Source organism: Arenimonas sp. (assembly GCF_044353605.1).
Taxonomy (GTDB): Bacteria; Pseudomonadota; Gammaproteobacteria; order Xanthomonadales; family Xanthomonadaceae; genus Arenimonas.
Genome location: NZ_JBILBO010000030.1, coordinates 1 through 4,457 on the forward strand (window position 1 = coordinate 1; position 4,457 = coordinate 4,457).

Annotated in this window: 6 protein-coding genes; all 6 read right to left on the reverse strand. The window is 59.2% G+C overall.

Features of this window, described 5'->3' with window-relative positions; genetic code table 11:
• On the reverse strand, window positions 1-1,201 hold a 1,201-nt coding region (gene nuoF / locus ACIQ1A_RS09475), incomplete at its 3' end, for an NADH-quinone oxidoreductase subunit NuoF (protein ID WP_395770826.1).
• Between the two features lie 9 nt (window positions 1,202-1,210).
• Window positions 1,211-1,738, reverse strand: coding sequence for an NADH-quinone oxidoreductase subunit NuoE (nuoE, locus tag ACIQ1A_RS09480; protein WP_395770827.1), 528 nt, complete (start codon window positions 1,736-1,738; stop codon window positions 1,211-1,213).
• Entirely contained in the window at window positions 1,735-2,994 is a 1,260-nt protein-coding gene (locus ACIQ1A_RS09485; RefSeq protein ID WP_395770828.1) for an NADH-quinone oxidoreductase subunit D, read from the reverse strand. The genes nuoE and ACIQ1A_RS09485 overlap by 4 nt, the downstream gene beginning before the upstream one ends.
• Complete coding sequence (locus tag ACIQ1A_RS09490) at window positions 2,991-3,713, reverse strand: NADH-quinone oxidoreductase subunit C (protein WP_395770829.1); 723 nt, start codon at window positions 3,711-3,713, stop codon at window positions 2,991-2,993. The genes ACIQ1A_RS09485 and ACIQ1A_RS09490 overlap by 4 nt, the downstream gene beginning before the upstream one ends.
• 9 nt (window positions 3,714-3,722) lie before the next feature.
• Window positions 3,723-4,289, reverse strand: a complete 567-nt coding sequence (locus ACIQ1A_RS09495; RefSeq protein ID WP_297801833.1) for an NADH-quinone oxidoreductase subunit B family protein — start codon at window positions 4,287-4,289, stop codon at window positions 3,723-3,725.
• Window positions 4,280-4,457 (reverse strand): NADH-quinone oxidoreductase subunit A (gene ndhC, locus ACIQ1A_RS09500; RefSeq protein WP_395770830.1); only part of this gene is annotated, 178 nt, incomplete at its 5' end. The genes ndhC and ACIQ1A_RS09495, both read right to left, overlap by 10 nt.

A 4,457-nucleotide genomic window follows, 5' to 3' on the forward strand; every position in this document is an offset into this window, starting at 1 on the left:
CGCCGAAAGCACAGATGGTGTGGCCTTCGATCTGACCGGCAGCGGCTTTCAGCATGGTCAAATCCTCCATGGTCGCTTCATGGGCAACGATGCGCGACAGTACCCGGTACATCCAGCCGGTGCCTTCGCGGCACGGCGTGCATTGGCCGCAGCTTTCAGCGTAATAGAATCGTGCGATGCGATGGCAGGCGCGGACCATGCAGGTGGTGTCGTCCATCACCACGACCGCACCGGAACCCAGACCCGAGCCGGCTTTCTGGATCGAATCGTAATCCATGGTGCAAGCCATCATGGTTTCGGCCGGCAGTACCGGCATCGAAGAACCACCGGGAATGACTGCTTTCAATTTACGACCGGCACGGATGCCACCGGCCATGGCCAGCAGCTCGCTGAACGGCGTGCCCAGACGGATTTCGAAGTTGCCCGGGTTGGCGACATGGCCGGATACCGAGAAAATCTTCGGCCCGCCGTTGTTGGGTTTGCCCAGATTCAGGAACCACTCCGCGCCGTTGCGGATGATGGCCGGCACCGAGGCATAGGTTTCGGTATTGTTGATGGTGGTCGGCTTTCCGAACAGGCCGAAATTAGCTGGGAACGGCGGCTTGAAACGCGGCTGGCCTTTCTTGCCTTCCAGCGATTCCATCATCGCGGTTTCTTCGCCGCAGATATAGGCGCCGGCGCCGAGAGCAGCGAACATATCGACATCGATGCCGGAGCCCAGAATGTTCTTGCCGAGCAATCCGGCCGCGTAGGCTTCTTTCAGCGCTTCCTCGAAGTGTTCGAACGGCTCGTGGTGGAATTCGCCACGCAGATAGTTGTAAGCCACGGTCGATCCGGTGGCATAGCAGGCAATGGCCATGCCCTCGATGACCGCATGCGGGTTATAACGCAGGATATCGCGGTCCTTACAGGTGCCGGGTTCGGATTCATCGGAATTGCACAGGATGTATTTCTGGCCAGGCGCCGTGCGTGGCATGAAGCTCCACTTCAGGCCGGTCGGGAAGCCCGCACCGCCGCGACCGCGAAGGCCGGACTGCTTGACCATTTCGATGACCTGCTCCTGCGGCATTTTTTCCGCGAGGATCTTCTTCCAGGCGGCATAGCCATCCTGTTTCAGGTAGCTGTCCAGCGCCCATGGTTTCTCATGGTGCAGCGTGGTGTAGACAACCTGATGTGCTTGGGGTGCGGGACCGATCGCCATGGGAGTTCCTTACTTCAGGCCGTCGAACAGTTGGTCAAGGGTATTGGGGGTCACGCGCTCGTGGTAATGGCCATCGATGACCACCGCCACCGCGCCGGCACAGGCCGCCACGCATTCCTCTTCCACCTTGAGGGTGATGCGGCCGTCGGCACTGGTTTCGCCGTGCTTGCAACCGAGTTTTTTTTCGGCATGCCGCACCAGATCTTCGGCACCATTGAGCCAGCAGCTAATGTTGGTACAGATCGAGACTTTGTGGCGACCGACCGGAGCAAGATCGAACATCGAATAAAAGCTGGCCACTTCATAAGCCCATATCGCCGGAATGTCGAGATACTTGGCGACCGCCGCCATCAGTTCATCGGTCAACCAGCCGCCGTTCTGTTCCTGTGCAGCCATCAGACCCTGTATGACAGCCGAGCGCTTGCGGTCTGCCGGAAATTTGGCGACCCAGTGGTCAATGTGCGCACGCGTTTCCGCATTCAGCGCAACCAGCGCATCGACATGCTGGCAGGCAGCGAAATTACCAGTTGCTTTCATCGATCCACCTCACCAAAAACGATATCGTAGGTGCCAATCATCGCCACCACGTCAGCCAGCATGTGACCGCGTACGATGGCATCCATCGACGACAGATGCGCGAAGCCAGGCGCGCGGGCTTTCAGACGGAACGGCTTGTTGGCGCCATCAGACACCAGGTAGACGCCGAATTCGCCTTTCGGGGCTTCCACCGCTGAATACACTTCGCCAGCAGGTACCGAATAACCTTCGGTGAACAGCTTGAAGTGATGGATCAGCGCTTCCATGTCTTCCTTCATTTCCATGCGGGACGGCGGCGCCACTTTGAAATTGGACACCATCACCGGACCCGGATTGGCGCGCAGCCAGCCGATGCATTGTTGGATGATGCGATTGGACTGACGCATTTCCTCGACCCGAACCAGATAGCGGTCGTAGCAATCGCCGGTGACACCAACCGGAATGTCGAAATCGACATGGGCGTAGGCGGCATAAGGTTGCTTCTTGCGCAGATCCCAGGCAACGCCGGAACCGCGTAGCATCGGACCGGTCATGCCCCAGGCCAGGGCCTTCTCCGGCGGCACCACACCGATGCCGACCGTGCGCTGTTTCCAGATGCGGTTGTCGGTCAGCAGGGTTTCGTATTCGTCGATCTTGCTCGGGAAATCGTCGGTGAAGGCCTGCAGGAAGTCGAGCATGGAGCCTTCGCGCCAGGCGTTGGAACGCTTCAGGGCATCGCCCTTGCGCCACGGCGATTCACGGTATTTCGGCATGGTGTCCGGCAAGTCGCGGTAAACGCCGCCCGGACGGTAATAGGTGGCGTGCATGCGTGCGCCGGAGACGGCTTCGTAACAGTCCATCAGCTCTTCGCGTTCGCGGAAGGCGTACAGGAATACCGCCATGGCACCGAGATCAAGGCCGTTTGAACCGATCCACATCAGATGGTTCAGGATGCGGGTGATTTCGTCGAACATGGTACGGATGTACTGCGCGCGGATCGGCGCTTCGACACCGAGAAGCTGCTCGATGCCACGCACATAGGCATGCTCGTTGCACATCATCGACACATAGTCGAGACGGTCCATGTAGCCGATGGACTGGTTGAAAGGCTTGGATTCGGCGAGTTTTTCGGTACCACGGTGCAAGAGGCCGATGTGCGGATCGGCACGCTGGACCACTTCACCGTCCATTTCGAGAATGAGGCGGAGCACGCCGTGTGCGGCCGGATGCTGCGGACCGAAGTTCAGCGTGTAATTGCGGATTTCCTGGGCACTCATGATTTCACCTGCACTTGCTCGGATTGCGCCTGCTGCCAGCGCGAATCCTCGCGGATGGCTTTCGGAACGCCCACGCGCGGTTCAATCGAGACCGGCTGGTAAACCACACGGCCACGCTCTTCGTCATAGCGGACTTCCACATTGCCGATCAGCGGGAAATCCTTGCGGAACGGATGGCCGACAAAACCGTAATCGGTGAGGATGCGACGCAGATCGGGATGGCCGGTAAAGATAATGCCGAACAGGTCGAATGCCTCGCGCTCGAACCAGGTCGCGACCGGATACACCGAGACCACGGAATCGATCTGGGGCATGGCATTGTCTTCGGCAAAACAGCGCACGCGGATGCGGCGGTTGTGCTTGACCGACATCAAGTGAACCACGGCAGCGAAGCGGTTGGCCGGGCCAAGGCCCTGCGGACGCGATGCCCAGGTAAAACGACCGGGACCCTCGCCTTCGACGCCGCGCGAGAAGCCTTCGGAAGAGACATCGGTGGTGTCCCACTCGGCTTCGCCGTAACTCAGGTAATCGATACCGCACAGATCAATCAGCTGCTCGAAGGCGAACTCCGGATGATCGCGCAGTTCGGTCATGACCGATTTGTAGTCAGCCGGCGCGGTTTCCAGTGTGATTTCATCGCGCTGACGGATGATGCGCTGGGCACGTGCGCCGAAATGGGCGCTCAGTTTTTCCACGAAGGGATGGGGCAGTTCGTTCATGATCCGTCCTCAGCGCGCGATGGTGTTGGTGCGGCGGATTTTCTTCATCAGCTGAAGTACGCCGTAAACCAGCGCTTCCGCGGTCGGCGGACAGCCCGGCACATAGACGTCGACCGGTACGATGCGGTCGCAACCGCGCACCACCGAGTAGGAATAATGGTAATAGCCGCCGCCATTGGCGCAGCTACCCATGGAAATCACCCACTTCGGCTCCGGCATCTGGTCATACACCTTGCGCAGGGCCGGTGCCATCTTGTTGACCAAGGTTCCGGCAACGATCATGACGTCGGCCTGACGGGGCGACGGACGGAAGATTACGCCGTAACGGTCCAAATCGAGACGCGATGCGCCGGCATGCATCATTTCCACGGCACAACAGGCCAAGCCGAAGGTCATCGGCCACATCGAACCGGTGCGCGCCCAGTTGATCAGGGTGTCGAGATTGGTGGTGACGAAACCGCGTTCGACCAGCGGATTGTCGCCGCCGGGACGCAGGATGTCGTCGACCGAGGCTACCGGGATCGGGTTATGCATCACCCGGGCAACGGAATCGGAAACGTTGTCGATCACTCCCATTCGAGAGCTCCTTTCTTCCAAGCGTAAATGAAGCCCAGCAACAGAAGACCGAGGAATATGCCCATCTCGACCAGCCCCAAGAAACCGAGATCACGGAATACCACCGCCCACGGAAACACAAAGGCGATTTCGAGATCGAAAACGATGAACATGATGGCGATGAGGTAA

What these genes read in the sequence shown, in the direction of transcription:
- ACIQ1A_RS09495 (WP_297801833.1), bottom strand. Translation starts at nt 4,289, where the DNA reads ATGGGAGTGATCGACAACGTTTCCGATTCCGTTGCCCGGGTGATGCAT.
- ACIQ1A_RS09485 (WP_395770828.1), bottom strand. Translation starts at nt 2,994, where the DNA reads ATGAGTGCCCAGGAAATCCGCAATTACACGCTGAACTTCGGTCCGCAG.
- ACIQ1A_RS09490 (WP_395770829.1), bottom strand. Translation starts at nt 3,713, where the DNA reads ATGAACGAACTGCCCCATCCCTTCGTGGAAAAACTGAGCGCCCATTTC.
- nuoE (WP_395770827.1), bottom strand. Translation starts at nt 1,738, where the DNA reads ATGAAAGCAACTGGTAATTTCGCTGCCTGCCAGCATGTCGATGCGCTG.